This is a genomic window from Koromonas soli (assembly GCF_059726265.1).
Genome location: NZ_AP040872.1, coordinates 3,503,489 through 3,524,963, shown reverse-complemented (window position 1 = coordinate 3,524,963; position 21,475 = coordinate 3,503,489). Strand labels below are relative to the sequence as shown.

At 59.6% G+C, this 21,475-nt stretch carries 19 protein-coding genes and 1 pseudogene; 11 read left to right on the top strand and 9 right to left on the bottom strand.

Annotation, left to right across the window (positions count from 1 at the left end):
• The first annotated feature begins 40 nt into the window (after nucleotides 1-40).
• The 5 genes from AC6IY8_RS15290 to AC6IY8_RS15270 all read left to right on the top strand — a co-directional run bounded on the left by AC6IY8_RS15290 (nucleotide 41) and on the right by AC6IY8_RS15270 (nucleotide 7,151).
• Nucleotides 41-1,720, top strand: a complete 1,680-nt coding sequence (locus AC6IY8_RS15290) for a pyrrolo-quinoline quinone (RefSeq protein WP_497775384.1) — start codon at nucleotides 41-43, stop codon at nucleotides 1,718-1,720.
• Between the two features lie 320 nt (nucleotides 1,721-2,040).
• A complete protein-coding gene (locus AC6IY8_RS15285; RefSeq protein ID WP_497775383.1) occupies nucleotides 2,041-2,529 on the top strand; it encodes an Hsp20/alpha crystallin family protein in 489 nt (162 codons plus the stop codon).
• Between the two features lie 170 nt (nucleotides 2,530-2,699).
• The gene (gene clpB / locus AC6IY8_RS15280; RefSeq protein WP_497775382.1) at nucleotides 2,700-5,342 is read left to right on the top strand and encodes an ATP-dependent chaperone ClpB; all 2,643 of its coding nucleotides are present in this window, start codon (nucleotides 2,700-2,702) and stop codon (nucleotides 5,340-5,342) included.
• A gap of 151 nt (nucleotides 5,343-5,493) precedes the next feature.
• Nucleotides 5,494-5,952 carry a YybH family protein gene (locus AC6IY8_RS15275; RefSeq protein ID WP_497775381.1) on the top strand — a complete coding sequence of 153 codons (459 nt, stop codon included), beginning with the start codon at nucleotides 5,494-5,496 and terminating at the stop codon, nucleotides 5,950-5,952.
• Between the two features lie 143 nt (nucleotides 5,953-6,095).
• Nucleotides 6,096-7,151 (top strand): extracellular catalytic domain type 2 short-chain-length polyhydroxyalkanoate depolymerase, encoded by a 1,056-nt coding sequence (locus AC6IY8_RS15270; protein ID WP_497775380.1) that lies wholly within the window; start codon nucleotides 6,096-6,098, stop codon nucleotides 7,149-7,151.
• Nucleotides 7,152-7,203: 52 nt separating this feature from the next.
• Here the strand turns inward: AC6IY8_RS15270 and AC6IY8_RS15265 are convergent, their stop codons facing one another.
• The 4 genes from AC6IY8_RS15265 to AC6IY8_RS15250 form a co-directional block, all read right to left on the bottom strand.
• Nucleotides 7,204-7,422 (bottom strand): hypothetical protein, encoded by a 219-nt coding sequence (locus AC6IY8_RS15265; RefSeq protein ID WP_497775379.1) that lies wholly within the window; start codon nucleotides 7,420-7,422, stop codon nucleotides 7,204-7,206.
• 172 nt (nucleotides 7,423-7,594) lie between these two features.
• Nucleotides 7,595-8,026: a hypothetical protein gene (locus tag AC6IY8_RS15260; RefSeq protein ID WP_497775378.1), complete on the bottom strand. Its 432-nt coding sequence runs from the start codon at nucleotides 8,024-8,026 to the stop codon at nucleotides 7,595-7,597.
• A 20-nt stretch (nucleotides 8,027-8,046) separates the two neighbouring features.
• Nucleotides 8,047-8,751, bottom strand: coding sequence for a pirin family protein (locus tag AC6IY8_RS15255; protein WP_497775377.1), 705 nt, complete (start codon nucleotides 8,749-8,751; stop codon nucleotides 8,047-8,049).
• Nucleotides 8,752-8,907: 156 nt separating this feature from the next.
• Nucleotides 8,908-9,201: a hypothetical protein gene (locus tag AC6IY8_RS15250; protein WP_497778659.1), complete on the bottom strand. Its 294-nt coding sequence runs from the start codon at nucleotides 9,199-9,201 to the stop codon at nucleotides 8,908-8,910.
• Nucleotides 9,202-9,232: 31 nt separating this feature from the next.
• On the opposite strand from AC6IY8_RS15250, the pseudogene AC6IY8_RS15245 reads away from it, so the two are divergent.
• Nucleotides 9,233-9,406, top strand: a pseudogene (locus AC6IY8_RS15245) (DUF6496 domain-containing protein); the annotation flags it as partial.
• Nucleotides 9,407-9,521: 115 nt separating this feature from the next.
• Here the strand turns inward: AC6IY8_RS15245 and AC6IY8_RS15240 are convergent.
• Nucleotides 9,522-9,875 carry an FmdB family zinc ribbon protein gene (locus tag AC6IY8_RS15240; protein ID WP_497775376.1) on the bottom strand — a complete coding sequence of 118 codons (354 nt, stop codon included), beginning with the start codon at nucleotides 9,873-9,875 and terminating at the stop codon, nucleotides 9,522-9,524.
• Nucleotides 9,876-10,062: 187 nt separating this feature from the next.
• Here AC6IY8_RS15240 and rsmI point away from each other — a divergent pair, with 187 nt between their 5' ends.
• Complete coding sequence (rsmI, locus tag AC6IY8_RS15235; protein ID WP_497775375.1) at nucleotides 10,063-10,920, top strand: 16S rRNA (cytidine(1402)-2'-O)-methyltransferase; 858 nt, start codon at nucleotides 10,063-10,065, stop codon at nucleotides 10,918-10,920.
• 216 nt (nucleotides 10,921-11,136) lie between these two features.
• The gene (locus AC6IY8_RS15230) at nucleotides 11,137-11,598 is read left to right on the top strand and encodes a styrene oxide isomerase (protein WP_497775374.1); all 462 of its coding nucleotides are present in this window, start codon (nucleotides 11,137-11,139) and stop codon (nucleotides 11,596-11,598) included.
• 4 nt (nucleotides 11,599-11,602) lie between these two features.
• Here AC6IY8_RS15230 and AC6IY8_RS15225 read toward each other — a convergent pair whose 3' ends face one another.
• Nucleotides 11,603-12,382 carry an ABC transporter ATP-binding protein gene (locus AC6IY8_RS15225; RefSeq protein WP_497775373.1) on the bottom strand — a complete coding sequence of 260 codons (780 nt, stop codon included), beginning with the start codon at nucleotides 12,380-12,382 and terminating at the stop codon, nucleotides 11,603-11,605.
• A gap of 232 nt (nucleotides 12,383-12,614) precedes the next feature.
• Here AC6IY8_RS15225 and rpe point away from each other — a divergent pair, with 232 nt between their 5' ends.
• The 3 genes from rpe to AC6IY8_RS15210 all read left to right on the top strand — a co-directional run bounded on the left by rpe (nucleotide 12,615) and on the right by AC6IY8_RS15210 (nucleotide 17,120).
• Nucleotides 12,615-13,289 (top strand): ribulose-phosphate 3-epimerase, encoded by a 675-nt coding sequence (rpe, locus tag AC6IY8_RS15220; RefSeq protein ID WP_497775372.1) that lies wholly within the window; start codon nucleotides 12,615-12,617, stop codon nucleotides 13,287-13,289.
• A gap of 27 nt (nucleotides 13,290-13,316) precedes the next feature.
• Nucleotides 13,317-14,681 carry an outer membrane protein assembly factor BamD gene (gene bamD, locus AC6IY8_RS15215; RefSeq protein ID WP_497775371.1) on the top strand — a complete coding sequence of 455 codons (1,365 nt, stop codon included), beginning with the start codon at nucleotides 13,317-13,319 and terminating at the stop codon, nucleotides 14,679-14,681.
• A 228-nt stretch (nucleotides 14,682-14,909) separates the two neighbouring features.
• Nucleotides 14,910-17,120, top strand: coding sequence for a response regulator (locus AC6IY8_RS15210; RefSeq protein ID WP_497775370.1), 2,211 nt, complete (start codon nucleotides 14,910-14,912; stop codon nucleotides 17,118-17,120).
• 124 nt (nucleotides 17,121-17,244) lie between these two features.
• Here AC6IY8_RS15210 and nadC read toward each other — a convergent pair whose 3' ends face one another.
• The 3 genes from nadC to AC6IY8_RS15195 all read right to left on the bottom strand — a co-directional run bounded on the left by nadC (nucleotide 17,245) and on the right by AC6IY8_RS15195 (nucleotide 21,253).
• Complete coding sequence (gene nadC, locus AC6IY8_RS15205; RefSeq protein WP_497775369.1) at nucleotides 17,245-18,120, bottom strand: carboxylating nicotinate-nucleotide diphosphorylase; 876 nt, start codon at nucleotides 18,118-18,120, stop codon at nucleotides 17,245-17,247.
• Between the two features lie 2 nt (nucleotides 18,121-18,122).
• Entirely contained in the window at nucleotides 18,123-20,888 is a 2,766-nt protein-coding gene (locus tag AC6IY8_RS15200) for a valine--tRNA ligase (protein WP_497775368.1), read from the bottom strand.
• Between the two features lie 170 nt (nucleotides 20,889-21,058).
• A complete protein-coding gene (locus AC6IY8_RS15195) occupies nucleotides 21,059-21,253 on the bottom strand; it encodes a hypothetical protein (RefSeq protein ID WP_497775367.1) in 195 nt (64 codons plus the stop codon).
• Nucleotides 21,254-21,475: the final 222 nt, after the last annotated feature.

The following is a 21,475-nucleotide window of genomic DNA, read 5'->3' as shown; positions in this document are numbered from 1 at the left end:
CTGAATCAGAACGTCTCATGCGTGTTCCCGGAGGAAGCTCGTGAAGAAGCAGTTCTTGCCTATTCTGGTCCTGTTAATCTCCGTGTCGTTGCTTTTCGTGAATGGTTGCGGCTCCGGCGCGAGCACCCAAATCAATCAAAGCTCAAATCCCCCGGCTACGAATCCTTCGCCCACGCCTACGCCCACGCCCACTCCCACACCTACGCCTACTCCCTCCACCACCAACCCCAAAGACGTGCTGATGTGGCACAACGATCCGGCGCGGACGGGGCAATATCTGAATGAGACCGTCCTCACGCCAGCCAACGTGAATGTGAATACATTCGGCAAGAAGATCACCTACGGGGTGGACGGATATGTTTATGGACAGCCGCTGGTCGTGCACGATCTGAGCATCGGCGGCGGCACTCATAATGTCGTTTACGCCGTTACTGCTCATGGCAGTGTGTACGCATTCGACGCCGACGGAGCCACTAAGAACCCCTATTGGCACGACACCCTCTTCGACGCTGCCAACGGAATCATCGCCGTGCCTGGCACCGATCTTGGCGTGGGCGATGAGTGGGGCGTCATCTCTACCCCGGTCATCGACCGCTCGCGCAACGTGATCTATGTCGTTTCGCGGGTCAAGAACACAAAGGACAGCTCGTATCACCAGTACATACACGCGCTCGATTTGAGCACTGGCGCCGAAAAGACCGGACAGCCTGTCGAGATTTCCGCCTGCGTTTCCGGCACCGGATATGACGCGGCAAATGGCCAGGTCTGCTTCGATCCGTGGCACGAGAACAACCGCGTGTCCCTGGCGCTGGTGAACAACGTCGTCTATGCGGGCTGGGCCTCGCTTGCCGACGTTGACCCGTACCATGGATGGATTCTGGGCTTTGACGCTGACACCCTCAAGTTAGTTGCGAAGTTCAATACAACACCGAACGGTAAGCAGGGAGGTATCTGGATGTCAGGCGCTGCGCCGGGCGTTGACTCCAACGGAAACCTCTACTACGTCGTCGGCAACGGCACGGTGGACGCCTCCTCCTCAAATTATGGCGAGACGGCGCTCAAGCTCAATTACGCGAACAACTCGCTGGCTGTGTCCGACTACTTCACGCCCTTCAACTGGAGTGCTCTCGAACCTCCGGATCTGGACCTTGGCTCGGGAGGCGTCGTCCTGCTACCCGAAAACAGCTCAGCCCACGCTCACGAGATGGTCTTTGCCGGGAAGGAAGGCAGGCTGCATCTTGTCGATCGCGACAATCTTGGCAAGTTCCAGTCCGGCAGCGACAGCCAGATCGTACAGGAGATGGCCTCTGCCTTTCCCGGCGGTCTCTTTGCCACCGCCGCCTACTGGAACGGCAATCTGTATTTCGTCGGAAACCGCGACGTGATCAAGCAGTTCTCCTGGAGCAACGGCATGATCAACCCAACGCCCGTGGCGGTCGGCACCACCCAGTATCGATTCCCGGGTGCCACCCCGGGCATTTCCGCCAATGGCACCTCCGATGGAATCGTGTGGACGGTCGAGCGGACGGACACGAATCTCGCCATCCTGCACGCCTACGATGCCACGAACGTAGCGCATGAGCTCTACAACAGCAACCAGAACCCCGCCCGCGACGGTGCCGGATCAGCCGTGAAATTCACGGTTCCCACCATCTCCGATGGCAAGGTGTACGTCGGGGCCATTCAGAGGCTGGAGATCTACGGTCTCCTCAGCAACTAGCCCGCGCCTGCCATTAAGCCAGATTCTGCCTCCGGGGTGGTGATCGCCAATCCACCCTTGAGCAGGGTGTCCCGCCAGTCTGTGCCTCGCCCCTCCAGCCCCGGAATCCTTTCAAACTACCCTAAGTCATTGAAAAACCGTCATTCCCCTCAAAGGAAGATCAACTCCAAAAAATTCCGGCCAGATACTTGACAACACAGCGCTCATATTTCATGATTCGTTTGTGCTGATATTGCATCAAACACTGTGTAAGGCCGAGACCCCCGAAAGGCGAGTCGGCCACGCAAACAAAAATTCCTGATACTAGGAGGATCGTTACCATGACGTTGCTTACCCGTTGGGAACCCGTTCGAGAGCTTGCCACTTTGCAGGAGCGTATGAATCGGTTGTTTAGCGACTCGTTTGGAACATTTGGTCAGGGCGCTAATGAAGCGCTGACCTCTGGAGCGTTCGTTCCGCCGGTCGATGTATATGAAGACGAGAAGGGCATTCAGGTGAAGATGGAAGTGCCCGGAATCGACGAGAAGGATATCGACATTCAGCTTGAGAACAATCTGCTGACCGTTCGCGGCGAGCGCAAGCTTGAGCAGGAAACCAAGGAAGAGAACTATCACCGCATCGAGCGCCGCTATGGCAGTTTTGTCCGTAGCTTCACGCTGCCTAACACTGTGAACCCGGAAGATGTAAAAGCCAGCTATAACAAGGGCGTGCTGAACATCCATCTGGGCAAGAAAGCCGAAGCCCGGCCGAAGCAGATCAAGGTGAACGTGACGCCCGAACTCGGCGAAAAAGCAGTCGCCGGCAAGTAATGATCTAGGGGATGAGCCGGGGCTCAACCAAGCCCCGCTGGGCATCCAAAAGGGGAGCGTTGGATGGATCCGTGGAATCCTCCCGCTCCCCTTTTTTGAATTTCAGAATCAGATTTTTAGGCCGTCTTTCGCGACTTTCTCGCGTGTCGGCCCCGTAAGGAGTATTGAATATGGCAATCCGTTGGGATCGGTTGACGGTCAAGGCGCAGGAGGCGATGCAGCGGGCCAGCGATCTGGCCAGCGAAAACGGCAATCCGGAGCTGGTACCGCTCCATTTGTTGGCGGCGCTGCTCGAAGACCGTGAAGGCATCGTGCCGCCTCTGCTGACGCGCGCCGGGGTGCAGATCGCATCGGTTGACGCGCAGGTGCGTCGCGAAATCGCCGCCTTGCCGAAGCTGGCCCACGCGGCGGCCCAGCCTCACCTTGCCGACTCGACCACCGAACTGCTCGATGCGGCATTCAAGGCTGCGGCGAACTTTAAGGACGAGTACGTCTCCACCGAGCACCTATTGCTCGGCATGATGGCCCTGAAGCGCGACCCCGTACAGCAGTTGCTCTCCGGTCAGGGCGTCACGTCAGACACGCTGCTCAAAGCGTTAGCGGCAGTGCGCGGCAATCAGACCGTCACTGACCAGAATCCCGAATCGAAGTATCAGGCGTTAGAGCGCTATGCCCGCGATCTCACCGAACTTGCCCGCCGTGGCAAGCTCGATCCGGTGATTGGCCGCGATGAAGAGATCCGCCGCACCGTGCAGGTGCTGTCCCGCCGTACCAAGAACAATCCCGTGCTCATCGGCGAGCCAGGTGTTGGTAAGACCGCGATTGTCGAGGGACTCGCACAGCGCATCATCTCCGGCGATGTTCCCGAGCAGTTGAAGAACAAGCGCGTAGTCTCGCTCGATCTGGGCGCCATGGTCGCAGGTGCCAAGTATCGCGGCGAGTTCGAAGATCGTTTGAAAGCCGTGCTCAAGGACATTGAAGAGAGCGCGGGCACCATCATCCTGTTCATCGACGAGTTGCACACGCTTGTGGGTGCAGGTGCTGCCGAAGGCTCCATGGACGCGAGCAACATGCTCAAGCCCGCACTCGCCCGCGGCGATCTGCGTGCTATCGGTGCCACAACGCTCAACGAGTATCGCAAGTACATCGAGAAGGATGCTGCGCTCGAACGCCGCTTCCAGATCGTCTATGTGGGCGAGCCCTCGGTCGAGGACACCATCGCCATTCTGCGCGGTCTCAAGGAGAAGTACGAAGTCCATCACGGCGTGCGCATCAAGGACTCGGCAATTGTGTCGGCGGCCATGCTGTCGCATCGCTACATCAGCGACCGCTTCCTTCCCGACAAAGCCATCGACTTGATCGATGAGGCGGCGGCATCGCTGCGTATTCAGATCGACTCTATGCCGACCGAGATCGACCAGCTACAGCGTCGCGCAACCAACCTTGAGATCGAGCGTCAGGCCTTGAAGAAGGAAGATGACGCGAACTCGAAGGAACGCCTCGCTGTCGTAGAGCGCGAATTGGCCGAGGTCAACGAGCAGGCCAATGCCTTGAAAGCTCGCTGGCGCGAAGAGAAGGACAGCATCGCCGGAGTGCGCCAGCTCAAGGAAACCATCGAGCAGCTGAAGCTCCAGCAGATGGAAGCCGCGCGTCGTGGCGATTACGAACGCGCCTCGCGCTTGCAGTATGACGAGTTGCCGAAGGCCGAACGCCAGTTAGCCGAGCTGACCGAGAAAGCGGAGAACAAGCAGTCACGCATGCTGAAAGAAGAGGTGGACGAAGAAGATGTCGCCCGCATCGTCAGCCGCTGGACTGGCATTCCGGTTTCGAAGATGCTCGAGGGCGAGGTCAAGAAACTGGTCAACATGGAGGCACGTCTGCGGCAGCGCGTCATCGGACAGGACGAGGCACTGGAGAAAGTTTCCAATGCCATCCGCCGTTCACGTGCCGGACTCAGCGATCCGCGCCGTCCCATTGGTTCCTTCATCTTCCTTGGCCCGACCGGCGTAGGTAAGACGGAGCTGGCTCGTGCGCTTGCCGAGTTCCTCTTTGACGACGAGCACGCCATGGTACGCATTGACATGAGTGAATACATGGAGAAGCATTCCGTTTCACGCTTGATCGGCGCGCCTCCGGGCTATGTCGGCTATGAGGAAGGCGGACAGCTTACTGAAGCCGTGCGGCGTCGTCCGTACTCGGTAGTGCTGTTCGATGAAATCGAGAAGGCAGCGCCGGATGTGTTCAATGTCTTCCTGCAGATCATGGATGACGGTCGTTTAACTGATGGCAAGGGTCGCGTGGTGGATTTCAAGAACACGATCCTCATCATGACCTCCAACACCGGCTCGCTGTCGCTCTCCGGAGACCTGAGTGTGCCCGATCGCTGGCAGCGCGCCACCGAACAGGTGATGACTGCTCTGCGCGGGCACTTCAAGCCGGAGTTCTTGAACCGCATCGACGACATCGTGGTGTTCCGTCCGCTTGGTACCGAACAGCTCACGAAGATCGTGGATCTGCGACTCGAGGACCTGAAAGAAATGCTTGCGGCCCGCAAGATCACGCTCGACCTTACGGAGGCAGCAAAGCACACGCTGTTTACGCAGGGCTACGACCCGGCCTACGGCGCACGTCCGCTGAAGAGGGCCATCCAGCGCATGATCCAGGACCCGCTGGCGATGAAGATCCTCGATGGCGAGGTTCTGCACGGCGACCACGTTGTGGTGGACGCAAAAGACGACAAACTCGTCTTCAACGTTCAGCGCCGCGAACCCGAACCTGCCACGCAACCGGAAGAGGCAACGCCAGTGGCATAACGCAAGCGCATGGTGATCATCGAGCCCCGGGGAAACATCCCGGGGCTTTTTTCTAGCCCGAAAGTAACCATTGCTAGTGGTGAATACCAGTGGACAAAGCCAGCGCTTTCGGGAAAACTCTACGCAATCAGAATTCACCCGCAGGGCGTTCATGACCACAACTACGATTTCCACCTCGCAAGTCGAGGCCGCCGTGCGCCGTTATTGGCGCGTATTGATGGAAAAGACCACGGGAGAGATGGAAGCCTTCTACTCCTACGACTGCACGGTATTCAATCCCTTCTCGCCTCGCAGCGAACCGGGGCGTGTATCGGCTGCCCGCAAGGAGCGCGAGTACTTTACTCCGCAGACCACATTCCGCGCCGAGATCACCGGCATGATCGATGTGAAACTGCTGAGCGACACCATAGCCGTTGCCAGCTATCCCTTCCGCTGGATGGCGACCAACATGGAGTTGGGCTTGCTCGACCGCAAGTTTGACAAGGCCGTTCGCGATGGACGCGCCACTCAGGTCTTCGTACTCGGTCAGGACGGCACCTTGCGCATCGTCAGCGAACACCTTTCGGATATCTGGCGCGACCAGCAGAAGCCTGACGAGAAGAAGCGCTAGCGCACCATCGCACATTCTGAGGAGCCCATCCGGGGCTCCTCATTTCATGACAACTTCCCCTTTTGCTAAGACCATCTCACTAGCGCTTCGACGTGCATGTCGAAGTTTGCATTCTGGATTGTCTCGCTGAACAGAGGGGAAGCATGAAATCTCTTGCGATTCGAATTGTGGTTTTGGTCGTCGCTGTCGCAGTTGCTCTTTCCTGCACGGCGCAGCAGTTGGGCAAGTACTCCGTTCCAACCAATAAGATCTTCGTCGCCGGTATCTCCTCTGGCGGATACATGGCTGTGCAGATGCACGTTGCGTTCTCGCGCACGTTCAAGGGCGCGGCCGTATATGCCGGAGGCCCATACTATTGCGCGCAGGACAGCCTTACAGCCGCGCTCACCACCTGCCTCGATGATGCTCCACCGATTCCTCTCTCGGCGCTGGAAGCAACGACCCTCACCTGGTCGAAACAGAAGCTCATTGATCCTGTCAGCAATCTTCAAGGGCAGCCAGTCTATCTGTGGTCCGGCGTGCTTGATACTACGGTCGTGCAGCCGGTGATGAACTCGCTTCAGTCCTACTACCAGCATTTCGGCGCCAACGTATTCCAGTACGACAACAACTACAATGCCGAGCACGGATGGGAATCGCCCACTGCGCCCTTGAATTGCCAGACCAACGCAACGCCCTACATCATTCAATGCCTCAACAGTGATCGCAATCCGCCGCTGTCGAATGTTCCACTCACGACAGCCTATGACTCCGAGCAGGTGTGGCTCCAGCGCTTCTTCGGAACCCTCAAGCCGAAGAATCAGGGAACGCTCACCGGCAAAGTCATCACTTTTGATCAGAATCAATTTGCGCCGGGAGGCAGTGCTGCGGCGCTCAGCATGGACAACACTGGCTACGCATTCATTCCCGCCGCCTGTGCCAAGGGCGCTCAGTGCGGACTGGTGCTCGCGCTGCACGGCTGCCTGCAATACGCGCAATCGATCGGTACCGCTTTCGTAAACAACTCCGGCATCAACCAATGGGCCGACACCAACAACATCATCGTGCTCTACCCGCAAGCCATTGCCACGCCCATCACCAATGGCGAAGGTTGTTGGGACTGGTGGGGTTATCTCAACGATGCAAATTATGCCCAGAAGAGCGGGCCGCAGATGCAGGCGCTATATTCCATGGTGGCGCGCGTGGCAGGGCTGAAGTAAACGAGAAACCCTGAAGTTGTTCATCGGCGCACGCGATGTTGAGCTCAGCCGATCACTTCACGATGAGGTTTGATGCCGACTCGACGCACACCATTCGCATCCAGCCCGTTCTCTCAGGTGTGAACGGACATACCTCGAAGTCGCCGAATACATCCGCCCCGGGGAGATGTGAGAGCAGCGATTTGGGAGCAATTGGAGCCTCGGCATCATCAGCCTTCGGCCCGCCTGTTACGCCAAGCATTCGCTTCGTGCCTACTATCCAGATTCGCATTGCGGGCGTGCCACTTCCGACTGTCGCACGACCGTGTACGCGATAACAGGCACCAGACAGTCGAGGGTTACCTTTGCACTTTGGGGCCTGCGCTAACATCGCCCAGGGCGTGAACAGGGCAAAGGCGATGACCAACTTTCTTTGCGTGCCAAGCAGTGTAAGTCGAGCCCCTTCATTCATCATTGCCTCCTCTGAACATCGCATAGAGTGCCGCCGTTCGCAACACGATCAGCGTCCCCCACAGCGCAATTCCTGATATCCGCAGATCGACGACCGCCGCCGAGATTCCTGGCACTGCGGGCAGCAATCCCACCGCGAGTAGAACGACGGCTCCCCAGCGGCCCCATCGCCATCCGCGCCACACTCCTGCAGCGGCGATTGCATGCAGCGTTGCTGAGATCAGATACGCAACCGGCCCGCGTTGCGCAATGTCTTCTCCCACCACCCAGGCACCTGCGTTGAACGGCAGCCAGCCTGCTTCATTCGCTACTCCGTAGAATGCCGCGAGCAAAGAAAAAGCCGCAAGCAGCACGGCCACCAGATGTTCTCCGGCGGCTGCAGCTTGCGGCTGTTGTTTTTCCGCGCCTTCGTTGCGAAGCAGCATGTGTGTCAGGCTACATCGCCTCAGGCCAGGTCGAACAGTAGAACCTCAGCGTCTTCCGTTGCTGCGAGTTCGAGTTTCACCTCGTCGCTTACTCCGGCACCATCGCCCTGCTGCAGCGGAGTGCCGTTCAGCGTTGCGGCTCCCTTCGCGACCTGTATCCACGCATGGCGGCCCGCCTTCAGTTCAAACGGAAGGTTCTCGCCAGCCTCGAGTTTCGTTACCAGCAGCCGTGCATCGGCATTGATCTTCACCGAGCCGTTCTCGCCCGTAGGCGAGGCGATCACTCGCCACTGTTTCCTCTTCTCCTCATCGGGGAAGGGCTTCTGCTCGTAGCTGGGCTCCACGTCGAGTTTGTCTTCATCGGGCACAATCCATATCTGCAACAGGTGCACAGGCTTGCTCGGGTTGGGATTGAACTCGCGGTGCTCAATGCCCCATCCGGCGCTCATCCGCTGTCCATCGCCGGGACGAATGATCTGTCCATTGCCCAGGCTGTCGCCGTGTTCCAACTCTCCGCTCAACACGTAGGTAATGATCTCCATGTTCTCGTGCGGATGCATGCCAAACCCTTCGCCTGCCGCAACCACGTCTTCATTGATCACGCGCAGCGCCCGGAAGTGTACATGCTTCGGATCGCGGTACCCCGCGAAGGAAAACGTGTGATAGGTGTCGAGCCATCCGTGGTCGAAGTGGCCTCGCTCGTTGGCCGGTCTGACAGTGATCATGGGCACCTCCAGGCTGGATTTCTTGTCTTTACTCAATTAGATGTTGCAACAACTAATTCGATTCAGGCAACGGTCCGCGCAACTCGCTCCAGGTTGCCCGGCGTCTCAAAAGGACTGGAGGCTAGACTCTATGGCAACAGCGAAGCGCAGTACACGTCACACCGCAGCAAGAAAGGCAGCTAACCGATCTACTTCGTCGCGGCGTTCCGCCTCATCGCGGAGTTCCTCGGGCACAGCAAGGCGTTCCAGTGCGTCGGCGCGTTCGACTTCCTCGGGACGCTCGCGTTCCACCAGCCGGTCCAACTCCTCCGGTCGCACCGCCAAGCGCTCCACTTCATCGCGTTCCAGCCGTAGCAAGCGTCCAAGTTCGGCGACGCACTCCCGGTCCACTCGACGTTCCAATGTCTCTGCAAAATCGAGGACTTCAGGCTCAAGAAAGACCGTTGCCAAAAAAACGACATCGCGCCGCAAATACAGTCCCTCGGCCAGCGCGAATGTCGAAAGAGAAATGAAAGAAATGAAGCAGGGGAAACTCAAGAGTGGCCGCAGCGGAAAGAAGGTCACAAATCCGAAGCAGGCCATCGCCATCGGATTATCCGAGGCGCGGCGGGCAGGGAAGAAGGTTCCGCCGGCCCCGCATCGCAAGGCTGCGTGAGGCAACAACGCTTCTAAGGAAACGTTCGGACAGAACGACGTTCGGAGAAAGAGACAAGGCCCGCCGACGCGCGGGCCTTTCGTCTGCGGAACTGAATCCTGCTGCTGCTTGCGAACTACTTGCTCGCCGTGGCTCCCGTGTTGGTGCTAGAGGCTGCTGGTGCGGGCGCAGGCGCGCTCGTCGAGGCAGTCGTATCGCTCGACTTCGTCGTATTCTTGCTGTCCGAAGTGCTGGTTGAGGCGGACGAGTCCGTCGAACTCTCCGACGGCGCGGTCGAGGCGCCATTCTTCCCACCGTAGTCGGAGACATACCATCCGCTTCCCTTGAACTGGATCACCGGGGCGGAAATGAGCTGTTCGACCGTGTCCTTGTGGCACTTGGGGCAGGTTTTCACTGGTTCGTCAGAGAACTTCATAATGCGCTCAAAACGGTGAGCGCAAGCACTGCATTTGTATTCGTAGAGAGGCATGTTTCCTTCGTTGAACCTCGCCGCGATAGCTGGCACGGCGTTCTGAATTGCGTCTTCTGTACTTTGATTCTAGGTTCCTGCGGTGGATGCGGTCAATTTTGCACCGGCACCTCTGGTACACTTCGCCCGTAGGCGCCGCTTGATCCGGGCGACGCGCTCGAAGCTTGTTGGTCCGGAGGCTCACGCAATGCCTGCATCGCAACCCTCGCTCTATTTGGTCGGCACGCCCATCGGCAACCTTGAGGACATCACCCTGCGCGCCCTGCGCATACTCAAGGAAGTCGATCTCATCGCCTGCGAAGACACGCGCCAGACCTCCAAACTGCTGACTCACTACGGCATTGCGACCCGCACCATCAGCTACCACGAGCACAACGAGCTGACGCGCTCTGCTGAACTGATCATGCACCTCGAGCAGGGGCAGTCCATCGCCGTCGTCACCGATGCGGGCATGCCCGGCGTCTCCGATCCCGGCTACCGCCTCGCCGCGCTCGCCATCCGCCACAAGATTCCCGTAGTCCCCATCCCCGGAGCCTCGGCCTTTCTCAGTGCGCTCGTAGCCAGCGGCCTTCCGACGGATTCTTTCTGCTTCCGTGGCTTTCTGCCGTCAAAGTTAGGCCAGCGCCGCAAGGCTCTCGAAGAGATCCAACACTCGCCGCGCACCCAGATCTTCTACGAAGCTCCACACCGGCTCGTAGCCACCCTGGAAGACGTAGCCGAAGTGCTCGGGCCCAGCCGCCACGTCGTTGTCGCTCGCGAGGTGACCAAGGTTTACGAGGAGTTCGTGCGCGCCACCGCCTCCGAGGTGCTTAAGAATTTCCAGCAGCGCGAAGAGGTTCGCGGCGAAATCACTCTCCTCATCGCTCGTGCCGAAGAGCAACACGGCATCCCGGCCGTCACCCTCAAGAACGCCCGCACCCGTGTCCGCGAGTTGATGAAGGCCGAAGAGATCGACGAAAAAGAGGCCATGAAGCGCGTCGCCAAGGAGATGGGCATCAGCAAGAGCGACGTCTATCGCGAAATGCAAAAAGACGGCAGAAAATGAACACCGCGCCCGCGATTGACCTGAATCCGGAAACCACTTGATGCTCACAGGTGGCCCACATCCGCCTTCTTTTGGCGAATGTGGGACTTGCTGACCGCACCCACTTTTCCGCCCAAACTCCCTCCCACCGGAAACTCCAGCCCCACCCTCCTGCATCTCTCTGTGTCATCGAGCGGCAGCAGCACTGCACCGCCTCAAAGTTGCGGGAGGTTCCTCATGAATGGAATGAATCGTCGCCTGATGTGGCACGGCATATTTCTGTTTCTGCTAGGCCTGTTCACCGGCTTTGCCGAGACAAGTTTTGCCAACATGCGCATGGGCCTTGCCGCCCACCTCGAAGGCGTCATGAACGGCACCTTCCTGCTCTCCGTGGGCGCCGCCTGGGGCGGCATCCGTCTCACAGATCGCATGTGCAGCATCACGTACTGGACAGTGCTTTTTGGCACCTACGCCAACTGGCTCGTCACGACGCTCGCAGCCGTCTTCGGTACCGCCGCGCTCTCGCCCATCACAGGAGCCGGGCATCGGGGCGCGCCCTGGCAGGAGAGCTTCGTGCAACTCGGCTTCATGATCGTAGGCCTGGCGATCGTTGCTGCCTGCTTCATGCTCTTGTGGGGATTCCGCGCCAAAGCCGCAGTGCAACTGCCACGCGAACGAGCGGTCGGCATCGGAGATTAGTCCGCTATTCCGCCACCGCGCTCAGCAACTGCTGCGTGTATTCGTGCTTCGGTGCGCTGGTGATTTCCTCTGCCGGGCCGATTTCCACGATCTGCCCGCGCCGCATCACCGCGATGCGCGTCGAGAGATACCGCACCACTGGCATCGAGTGCGAGATAAACAGGTAGGTCAGCCCAAAATCCTTCTGTAACTGCTTGAGCAGATTAACAATCTGCGCCGCCACACTCACATCCAGCGCGCTCACCGCCTCGTCGGCCACGATGAATCTAGGGCGTAATGCTAGTGCGCGTGCAATCCCGATGCGCTGGCGTTGCCCTCCGCTGAACTCGTGCGGATACCGCGGCAGTGCGCTTGCCTCCAGCCCCACGGCGCGCATCAGTTCGGCGGCGTGCTGGCGCAGCATGGCCTTCCCCGGATTGTCATGAATCGCAATCGGCTCGGTCACAATCTCTTCCACCGTCAGCCGCGGGTCGAGCGACCCGAAGGGGTCCTGGAAGATGATCTGCATATCGCGTCTTGCTTCGCGCAACTCACGCTTTCCCAAAGCTGTGATCTCCTTGCCATCAAAGACCACCTTGCCGCCCGAGGGCTCAATCAGCCTCAGCAGCATCCGTCCCAGCGTGCTCTTGCCGCAGCCCGACTCGCCCACCAGTCCGAGAGTTTCGCCCTGCTCGATCGTGAGCGAAACATCGTCCACCGCGCGCATCCCCGCGCCCGCTCTCCTGCCAAAAGCGTCAGCCGATTCATAGGTTTTTGTCAGATGCGAGGCTTCCACCAGGATCATGAGAGAAGGGTAACAGAGGCGGAGGTTTCAAGGTTCCGCAGGTTTCAAAGAGCGCGGCGGCAGGTTTCGCGACGTTTCAAAGTTTCGCAAGTAACCCCATAACGTCTCAACGCCGCAGCCCCTGGAAACCTTGAAACCTTGAAACCTCCGAAACCTCGCCTAACTCGCGAAACCTTCAATTACCCCTCCCCCGTGCTAGAATTTCCCGCAGCTAATCCAGAGAGAGAGCCACTTGATCGAGATTGCGCCTTCCATTTTGTCGGCTGATTTTGCCCGTTTGGCCGAAGAGGTCAAGCCCGTGCTCGACGCCGGGGCTACCGTGCTGCATGTCGATGTGATGGATGGTCATTTCGTGCCCAACATCACCATCGGGCCGCCCGTCGTCGCTGCCCTGCGTAAGCACACCGAGGCTCCCCTCGACGTCCACTTGATGATCGAGAACCCCGACCAGTACATCCCGGCCTTTGTCGATGCTGGAGCCTCGTGGATCAGCGTCCATCAGGAGGCCTGCGTGCATCTGGATCGCGTCATCGAGCACATTCGCCAGCGCGGAGCTCTCGCCGGGGTCGTGATTAACCCTGCCACGCCCGTCGCCACGCTTACAGACATTCTGGATATCGTTGATTATGTGCTCGTAATGTCGGTCAATCCGGGCTTTGGCGGGCAAAAGTTCATTCCCCGCACCGTTCGTAAGATTCGCCATCTTGCGGAATTGCGTGCCCAGCGTTCTCTTGGCTTCCGTATTGAGGTGGATGGCGGCATCACTCTTGATACCATATCTACTGTGGTGCAAGCCGGTGCCGAAATCATGGTTGCTGGCAATGCCGTGTTTGGCCGGGGCGATTCCGGCAACAATGTTCAACAGCTTTTGCAGGCCGCGCGTTCGGCCACATTGCAAAGGGCTTAACTGCTCATGAGTTTCTACCGAGGTGTCATGTTTCGTCGCGTACTCACGTCCCTGTTGCTGGCCGCAAGCCTACTTGCCGGTGTGGCCTGCACGAACAAGAAGGCCGCCAATCCGCTGGCTCACATCAATTCCAAGCAGCCGGACAAGGTGCTCTTCGACCGCTCGATGGAGGCGATGAAGCAGCGCAAGTACGACGTAGCGCGCATGACGCTGCAGACCCTCATCAATACCTACCCTGACTCCGAATTCGTCGCCCGCGCCAAACTGGCCGTCGGCGAGAGCTGGTATCAGGAAGGCACCACCGCTGCGCTGGCCCAGGCTGAAACCGAGTTCCGCGACTTCATCACCTTCTTCCCCAACATGCCGGAAGCCGCCGAAGCGCAGTTGAAGATTGCCGACATCCACTACCGCCAGATGGAGAAGCCGGATCGCGACTACGCCCACGCCCGCCGTGCCGAGGACGAGTACCGCCAGATGTTGTTGCAGTATCCCGACAGCAAACTGGCTGACACCGCCCGCCAGCGTCTGCTTGAGGTGCAGGAAGTTCTTGCCGAGCGCGAGTTCCGCATCGCCCGCTTCTACTACATGCGCGGATCGATTCTCGCTGCCGTCGCCCGTGCCCGCACGCTGACCGATACCTATCCCCTGTACAGCCGGTCCGACGAAGCACTCTACATCCTTGGCCAGTCTTATGAACAGCAGGCTGACCGCACCCGCGAGGTCAACGCCCCCGAAGCACTCAAGCAGAAGCTGCTCAAGGGCTATTACGACAACGCTGCCCAGGCCTACAGCAAGATCGTGACCCGCTACCCGGCCATGCCGCGTTATCAAGATGCTCGCAAGCGTCTGGCCGCCATCGATCGTCCCATTCCGAATCCGGCGCCCGAAGCCATCGAACAGAACAAGAAGGAGTTGGCGAGCCGTCAGGCGACCACCCGCTACCAGCGCTTCCTCAATAACATGAGCAAGCGGCCTGATCTCACGGCTGCGGTTCACGTCGGCGACCCAACATTGGTCGATCCCAAGGAAACCGATGCGCCGCGTCTGGCTCGCGAGATCAACGATGTCGTCAAGACCGAGTACGAGTCCAAGAACGGCACTGGCAAGGTCGCCATCGAGCCGGTGAATGCCAACGGCAAGCTGCCGGAAAATCAGCCTGTGCCGCGTTCCACCACTCAGGCCGCCGTGAACCCGAGCGATGTTCCGGCCGAGGCCCCTCAGCAGCTTGATGAGAGCAAGTCGGCGACTTCGAGTAGCGCCAGTTCTTCGGCCTCCGCCGATCAGAATGCGGCCAATACTTCTTCGACCGCCACCACGGCGAAGCAGGAAGACGCTTCCTCCAGCCGCAAGCAAAAGAAGAAGCGTCACCTGAAGATTCCGATTCCGTTCTAGCCAGTCACCGGCGGTCGGCAGCAGCGCACTTGCGCCGTGTTACCCGACCACAGTGCTTTACTCCGAAGTTCAGGGAGTCAAAATCAGGCCCGCGCGAAGTTACCATCGTGCGGGCCTTCTTCGTCCCTTTGATTGGGCTGATGGTTCGCTTTCATTGACCTTGCCCGGCGAACGCGCTAACGTGACTTTCTAGTTCTACTCAGAATCCAGAAGTGTCAGGAACGCGCCGTGCCGCTCAATATTCTCCTTGCTGATGACAGCGTACCCGCCCAGAACATGGGCAAAAAAATCCTCGTTGATGCCGGATACAGCGTACTTACGGTAAGCAACGGTCTCGAAGCGCTGCGCAAAATCGGCGAGATGAAGCCCGACATGGCGATTCTCGACATCTTCATGCCCGGCTACACCGGCCTGGAAATCTGCGAAAAACTGCGGTCCAACCCCGCGACCTCGTCGCTGCCCGTCGTGCTAACCGTAGGCAAGCTCGAGCCTTATCGCCCGGAGGACGGCGAGCATGTGCATTCCAATGCCATCATCGTGAAGCCCTTCGCCGCCGCCGAATTGATCAGCGCCGTGCGCAGCTTAATCGGCACTCCCAGCGATCTTGCTCCCGAGCCTGAGCCCGTTGCCGCCGAGCCTGAACCGCTGCCCGAGCCAGACTTTCCTGAGGAAGGCTTCGCCCAACCTGCTCTCCACGAAGAACCTACCGGCCCCGCAAGCCTGATGTTCGATCCCGACTCCGCACACACTCCATTCCAGGCCTCCGCCGGAGAGTTCTTCGCCTCCGCCCCGTCCTCTGGCAGCAAGGTCGCGTCGGCTTTCGCCGGATTTGATATCGCGGAAGAGGAGCCGGCCTTTGCCAGCGCAGCCGCAGCTTCCTCGTCCGCCGTTGACGTTCACTCGTTCGATACCGGGTTCGCCTCCGCGCCCGTAATGGATGTCGCCGCCCCGCAGTTTGCGGTCGAGTCCTCCGCTGCGATCGCCATTGACGAGCCCGCTTCCATAGCCATAGCCGACCAACAGCCGGAGGAGCAGACCATCGACCCGCTGCTTGAGCTGTCGTCGGAACCTGTCCCGTCGCAGCCCGTCCCGTTCGACTCCGCCACAGCTTTCGGCGAGCAGCCCGAGGTCAGTCTCGAAAATTTTGCAATCGCGCCCGAGCCCGTGCAGGAGCAACAGGAAGAGCAGCTTACCCAAGATCAAGTGGCACGCCGCGATGCCTTCGAGGAGCTCTTCAACTCCGAAGAACTGCTCCCCATGGAGGATTTTCCCGGCGAACCTGTTCCGTTTGCTGAGCCGCCCGCCGACCTCGACCAGATTGCATTCGCCCCGGTCGAAACCTCTGCCAGCGAGTTCGCGGCCCTCGATATTCAAGCAGCCGAACTGGCGTCGCTCGAACCCACTCCAATGGAAGCGGCGGGAATCGAATTGCAGAACCTCCAGCCGACGTCTGCCGACTCCTCGGATGCCGCGCTCGAGACGTTTTCGCCTGCGGCAGCCGACGATGCTATTTACCAGCAGGACCCGCTTCTCGATGAGGGCTTTTCCGCCCCGGTTCCGCCCACGCCTGTCGAGGCTGCTCCCTCGGAGCATCCCATTGATTGGAGCCTGCCCACTAACGGCGAGCCCGTCATCGTCGAGGAGATCACCTCTTCCGCCGCCCGGTCGCCCTTCGCCGAGCCTTGGCCCGAACCAGCCGCGCCGCCCGTAGTCGCGCAGCTTGAATCCACAGACGTTCCAGCCGCTGCCGCAGAGATCGAGCTCGCAGCGCCGGTTGCCCTTCACGAGCCCGAGCTTGATGACGAGCAGGTCGCCGCAATCATCTCCGAACAGCCCGCTGTGCTCGACGCTACCGAACTCGAAACTTCCGAATTCGAAGCCATTGAACACGAAGCTCCTGCAGAGGTCATCGCTCCCGGACCCGAGGCGCCCACTGCCATCCCGCTGAGCGCCGTCGCCTCTACTGAGCAGGAGATCCCCCTGTCTGCGCTGCCCGTGGACGAGATCGCCGAGCCCGCAGCCGGCTTTACCACTGAGCCGTTTGCCGCCGAGGAACCGGCATTCCCACCCGAGGCCGTGCAATCGCTCCAGCAGTTGGAAGCTCTTGAGTTGCACCAAACCGCACCCGAGAGCTACGAGACGGAAATTCTGAGCATGAAGGTTCCCGAGTCTGCCGAGATTCACGCCACGCTCGCGCCCGTCACTGAGGAACCAGCATACGCAACCGAAGCGTTCGCCGAGCCACAAACCGTCCCCGAGACCTTGGCCGTCCCGCAGGACGCTCCCACTCCGGACGAGGCAGCCATGCTGGCCGCGCTGCACCCCGAACCCGCAGTCAGCGAAGCCGAGCGCGTCCATCAGGCCGTCGAGCGGGTATTTGAGAAATTCAAGCCCTTGCTCATCGCCGCCATCGTGCGCGAACTCTCGCGTCACGACTAGCAGCCGTACGGGCAAAAAAATAAGGGCACGGATTCACTCCGTGCCCTTTCTTCATTTCTGATCTCAGTTTCGGGTGCCCCAGGTTCGCGCCGTTCTCTGGCACTAACCTGCGCAGCACTGCATACTACGGCTGAATTCTCATGCTCAGGTCCACCGCCCGTGCCGAGTGCGTCAGCGCGCCAATCGAGATGTAGTCCACTCCAGCTTCTGCATACTGCCGCACGTTCTCCAGCGTAATGCCGCCCGAGGACTCGATGCTCATGGCCGGGAACTCCCTGCGGACCCTCGCCACCGCCTCCCGCGTCTGCGCCGGAGTCATATTGTCCAGCAGCAGCGATTCCGCGCCGTATTTCAGAGCCTGTTCCAGCTCGCGCATGTCGCGCACCTCCACCTCGATCGGCTGCTCGCCCTTGCGATTTGCCAGCGCGCGCTCGATGGCTACTTTCACTCCGCCGCCCAGGTCGATGTGGTTGTTCTTGATCAGGATTCCGTCCGAGAGATCCAGCCGATGGTTATGGCAGCCGCCGCAGCGCACAGCGTATTTTTCCAGCTGCCGCAGCCCCGGAACCGTCTTCCTCGTGTCCAGGATCTTCGCCCCCGTTCCCTCCACGGCCTTCGCATACTTGTGCGCGATCGTCGCAATTCCGCTCAGGTGCTGGAGCAGGTTCAGAATCAGCCGTTCGCAGCTCAGCAGCACGCGCGCGTTGTGGCGGATAGTAGCCACCGCCTCGCCCTTGTGCAGGTTCACGCCATCAAAAATCTCCTGCGGAATGCTGACCTCGGGATACGCATGCGCCGTGCCTTCCAGCTCGGCAAAAACCTCGAAGATGCGTTGTACTCCGGCGATTCCCGCCAGCACGCAATCCTCCTTCGCCAGGATCGTCGCCATCGCCATCTGCTGCGGGTCGATGGTCGCCAGCGTCGTTGCGTCGTGAATCGCCTGATCTTCCAACAGCGCGTTCGACAATATCGCCGTAATCCGGCGGCTGTTCCAGTTCATGTTCAATTCCTCTTACCGTCCAGGTCTGCCAGGCGCAGTTTCGCCTTTTCAATCAGAGATTCCAGCTGCACCCGCCGGGTCTTCAAGCCCTCGACCACCTTCGCCGGAGCCTTCGACAGGAAGCTCTCGTTCTGCAACTGCCCCGTGTTGCGCGTGTACTCGGCGTTCATCTTTTCCAGCTCTTTCATCACGCGCGCCTTCTCGGCCTCGACATCGATCTTCTGCTCGTACACCAGGCGAACCTCAAACCGCGCCGTCGCTCGCGAGTTCGACTCCTTGGCCAGCGAGTGATCCACGTACTCCAGTGCCGAGACATTCGCCAACTGCTCAATTGCCCCTGTGTTCGAGGCGATCACCGCGCGCACACCGTCCTGCGGGAACACCTCAATGGGCAGCTTCTCTTTCTGCGCTACCTTCAGCTCGGCCCTGATATTCCGCACCGAAACAATCAGATCCTGCAGGATCGCCATATCCCGCTCGGCGTCCACGTCTAGCTGCGCTGCGTCGGTTTGTGGATAGGCAGCCAGCGCAATCGACTTCAGCGGAGCCTTGCCGTCATAAACCGCCTGCCAGATCTCTTCGGTGATGAACGGCATGAAAGGTGCCAGCAACCGCAGCGCGCCTTCAAACACCTGCACCATGTTGGCAAAGGCTGCACGCGCCACCTCACTGTCTTCCGACAGCAACCGAGGCTTCAGCAACTCGACATACCAGTCGCAGTACTCGCCCCAGAAAAAGTGATAGACCACGTGCGCCGCCTCGTGGAAACGGTATTCGCGTAACGCCGCCGACACTTCGCCAGCCACGCGATTAAACCGCGATAGTATCCAGCGGTCTTCGAGTGTTGCCGCCCTAAAGCCGTCCAACCCCACCGAGGTATTCAAGTGCGAGTGTGCAGCGAACTCTCCTAGCGACCACACGCCCTTTTCCGCTGCCCGATCCACATTCATAAAGAGGAATCGCGCCGCGTTCCAGATCTTGTTGGCAAATGCCCGATAGCTTTCCGTGCGGCTCTCGCTGAACGCGATATCCGTTCCCGGAGCGGCCATTGCCGCCAACGTAAAGCGTGCTGCGTCCGTGCCAAACTTCTCGATCACGCCAATCGGATCGACGACGTTTCCCTTGGTCTTCGACATCTTCTGGCGTTCGGCATCGCGCACCAGCGCGTGAATGTACACCTCGCGGAACGGCACAATATCGCGCTTGTCCGTCTTCTGCTCGTCCATGAAGTGGCATCCCAGCATGATCATGCGCGCCACCCAGAAGAACAGAATGTCGAAGCCCGTCACCAGCGTCGAGGTCGGATAGAACGCGTCGAGGTCCGCCGTCTTTTCCGGCCACCCGAGCGCCGAAAACGGCAGCAGCCCCGAGCTGAACCACGTATCCAGCACGTCCGTGTCCTGCTCAATCTTCGTGCTTCCGCAGTGAGCGCACTTCGTCGGAGTGCCGCGCTCCACCGTGATTTCCTTGCAGTCTGCGCAGTGCCATGCCGGAATGCGATGTCCCCACCAGAGCTGGCGCGAGATGCACCAGTCGTGGATGTTCTCCATCCATTGCAGGTAAATCGCCTTGTAGTTCTCGGGAGTGAACTTGATGCGGCCATCGTTCACCACATCCTGCGCCACCCGTGCCAGCGAAGGCCGTCCGTCCTTTGTTTCCTTGTTCACCGCCAGGAACCACTGCGTCGAAATGCGCGGCTCCACCACGGTCTTGCAGCGGTCGCACTTGCCCAGCGCCACCACGTAATCCTTCGTGCCCACCAGCGCGCCTTCTGCTTCGAGATCGGCAACGACTTTTTCGCGTGCTGCGTAGCGATCGAGTCCCTGGTAGCTTGCCCCGGCATTGGAATTCATGTGCGCCGTCTCGTCCATAATGACCAGCTCTTCGAGCCCATGCCGCTTTCCGGCCTCGAAGTCATTCGGATCGTGCGCCGGAGTGACCTTCACCGCGCCGGTGCCAAACTCCGGCTGCGCCAGTTCGTCGAGGATAATCGGAATCTCGCGTCCCACCAGCGGCAGCCGCACCTTGCGTCCATGCAGGTGCGTGTAGCGCTCGTCGCGCGGATTCACCGCCACCGCCGTATCGCCCAGCATCGTTTCCGGACGCGTGGTTGCCACGACGATGTATTCGCCTGGCATATCCACCACCGGGTAGCGGATCTCCCACAGCTTGCCCTGCGTCTCTTCGTGCACCACTTCCAGATCGCTCAGGGCGGTCATGCACCGCGGACACCAGTTCACAATGTAGGTGCCGCGATAGATCAGCCCTTCCTCCCAGAAGCGCACGAAGGCCTCGCGCACCGCGCGCGACAGGTGCTCATCCATGGTGAAGAACTCGCGCGACCAATCGACCGAATCGCCCAGCCGCTTCATCTGCTCCAGGATGTATCCGCCGTACTGCTCGCGCCACTCCCATGTCCTCTTGATGAAGGCTTCGCGACCCATGTCCTGGCGCTTCTTGCCCTCGCTCGCCAGCTGCCGTTCCACCATCATCTGGGTGGCGATTCCGGCATGGTCTGTGCCGGGCAGCCACATGGAAACCTTGCCCAGCATGCGCTGCCAGCGCGCCAGAATGTCCATCTCCGTGTGGTTCAGCATGTGTCCCATGTGCAGGCGCCCGGTTACGTTCGGAGGCGGCAGCAGGATGGAGAACACATTCGAGGCGTCCTTCGGCGTTTCAGCGTGGAAGAGGTTTTCGCGGACCCAGTACTCGGCCCAGCGTTGTTCAATTTCGGCAGGATCGTAAGCCTTCGACAGTTCGTGCGACATAAGACAGAGATTTCCTCGGCTTGGAAACCTTAAGTTTATCAGAGCGCATCAGGAGCAGTTCCGTGCCGGGAAGTCGTTTGCAGGAACCATTGTCGGCAGGCACAGGGATCGGCTTTCACCGCCGTTCACTGGCAGCCATGGCCGGATTTATGGGATCGCGCGTTCGCGCATCAGGCGGCTTGCTTCGGCATCTGCTTCATCTGCTGCCAGTCATAGGGAAATTCCTCACCGCAATCCAGACACACAACATAGGTCTTCTTCAGCGGCGTGCCGTCGTCAGCAACCGACTGCGGCCTCTTCGCCGTGATCGGGAACGTGCAGTGGTCATGAGGACATCCAAACATCGAGGAAACAAAGTGGAACATAGCAACCCCCAACGATTGTTACCCGTACACACCCTCTAAACCCCTTGTAGATGCGGATGGTGCGTGCTCGTGTCGCTATAAGGAACTCCCGATATTCTGCTCAGCAGTTCGCCATCTGATCGGCTTCTGCATTCGCACAGCACTACTCCGCACCTTCAATCCGGGGGAGACTTACATTGGTTGAAGGGAGCTAGAAGATAGCACAGTTCCTGGTGCGTACAG

Excerpts from the sequence above, each read along its gene's own strand:
- AC6IY8_RS15285 (WP_497775383.1), top strand. The coding sequence starts at position 2,041 with ATGACGTTGCTTACCCGTTGGGAACCCGTTCGAGAGCTTGCCACTTTG.
- clpB (WP_497775382.1), top strand. The coding sequence starts at position 2,700 with ATGGCAATCCGTTGGGATCGGTTGACGGTCAAGGCGCAGGAGGCGATG.
- AC6IY8_RS15275 (WP_497775381.1), top strand. The coding sequence starts at position 5,494 with ATGACCACAACTACGATTTCCACCTCGCAAGTCGAGGCCGCCGTGCGC.
- AC6IY8_RS15270 (WP_497775380.1), top strand. The coding sequence starts at position 6,096 with ATGAAATCTCTTGCGATTCGAATTGTGGTTTTGGTCGTCGCTGTCGCA.
- AC6IY8_RS15265 (WP_497775379.1), bottom strand. The coding sequence starts at position 7,422 with ATGCGAATCTGGATAGTAGGCACGAAGCGAATGCTTGGCGTAACAGGC.
- AC6IY8_RS15260 (WP_497775378.1), bottom strand. The coding sequence starts at position 8,026 with ATGCTGCTTCGCAACGAAGGCGCGGAAAAACAACAGCCGCAAGCTGCA.
- AC6IY8_RS15255 (WP_497775377.1), bottom strand. The coding sequence starts at position 8,751 with ATGATCACTGTCAGACCGGCCAACGAGCGAGGCCACTTCGACCACGGA.
- AC6IY8_RS15240 (WP_497775376.1), bottom strand. The coding sequence starts at position 9,875 with ATGCCTCTCTACGAATACAAATGCAGTGCTTGCGCTCACCGTTTTGAG.
- rsmI (WP_497775375.1), top strand. The coding sequence starts at position 10,063 with ATGCCTGCATCGCAACCCTCGCTCTATTTGGTCGGCACGCCCATCGGC.
- AC6IY8_RS15230 (WP_497775374.1), top strand. The coding sequence starts at position 11,137 with ATGAATGGAATGAATCGTCGCCTGATGTGGCACGGCATATTTCTGTTT.
- AC6IY8_RS15225 (WP_497775373.1), bottom strand. The coding sequence starts at position 12,382 with ATGATCCTGGTGGAAGCCTCGCATCTGACAAAAACCTATGAATCGGCT.
- bamD (WP_497775371.1), top strand. The coding sequence starts at position 13,317 with ATGTTTCGTCGCGTACTCACGTCCCTGTTGCTGGCCGCAAGCCTACTT.
- nadC (WP_497775369.1), bottom strand. The coding sequence starts at position 18,120 with ATGAACTGGAACAGCCGCCGGATTACGGCGATATTGTCGAACGCGCTG.
- AC6IY8_RS15200 (WP_497775368.1), bottom strand. The coding sequence starts at position 20,888 with ATGTCGCACGAACTGTCGAAGGCTTACGATCCTGCCGAAATTGAACAA.
- AC6IY8_RS15195 (WP_497775367.1), bottom strand. The coding sequence starts at position 21,253 with ATGTTCCACTTTGTTTCCTCGATGTTTGGATGTCCTCATGACCACTGC.